The sequence below is a fragment of the Pelomicrobium sp. G1 genome (genome assembly GCF_051905455.1).
In the GTDB taxonomy this organism is placed as follows: Bacteria; Pseudomonadota; Gammaproteobacteria; order Burkholderiales; family UBA6910; genus Pelomicrobium.
Map to the genome: position 1 here is coordinate 1 of NZ_JBQACR010000092.1, position 493 is coordinate 493.

Sequence of the window (493 nt, forward strand, 5' to 3'; positions counted from 1 at the left end):
TGATCGCCCGCGGCGCGCACCCCCTGGTCGGCCAGCACCACCGCGTACAGCCCCAGCGTCCCGAAGAAGCCGCGGATGGCATGATCGATCTTGGCCGGGCTCACCCCGAGGAGCTTGCCCATCTCCCGGGCGGTCAGGCTCGCGTGGGGCCCGTGCTGGAGCTCGGGGTCGAGCCCTTGCTTCGACTCCGGCACGATGGGCCGGTCGGTGAAGGTGTTGACGTTCGCCCATAATTCGAGCGGCACGAGAAGCGCCGTGGGCACCGCCCGCAGCAGGAACACGTCCTCCAGGACCGAGCGCAGGCGCTGGCCGAAGCGCTTGCCGCGCTGCTCGATCGCCACCTGGGCCAGGGCCTCGGGCACCGAGCCGAACACCGCGCCCCACTCGAAGGGCTTGGGGATCCGCAGCGGCATCACGTCGCCCGCCTCGGTCCTCAGGCCCAGGTCGAAGTGCCAGTAGACGTTCTTCTCCCAGTCCTCCAGCTCCTCGTACC

General features: G+C 70.2%; 1 protein-coding gene. It reads right to left on the reverse strand.

The features are described from left to right. Positions 1 to 493: LPD38 domain-containing protein (locus tag ACTFO6_RS17610; RefSeq protein ID WP_439935723.1), on the reverse strand; the 493-nt coding region annotated here is incomplete at both ends.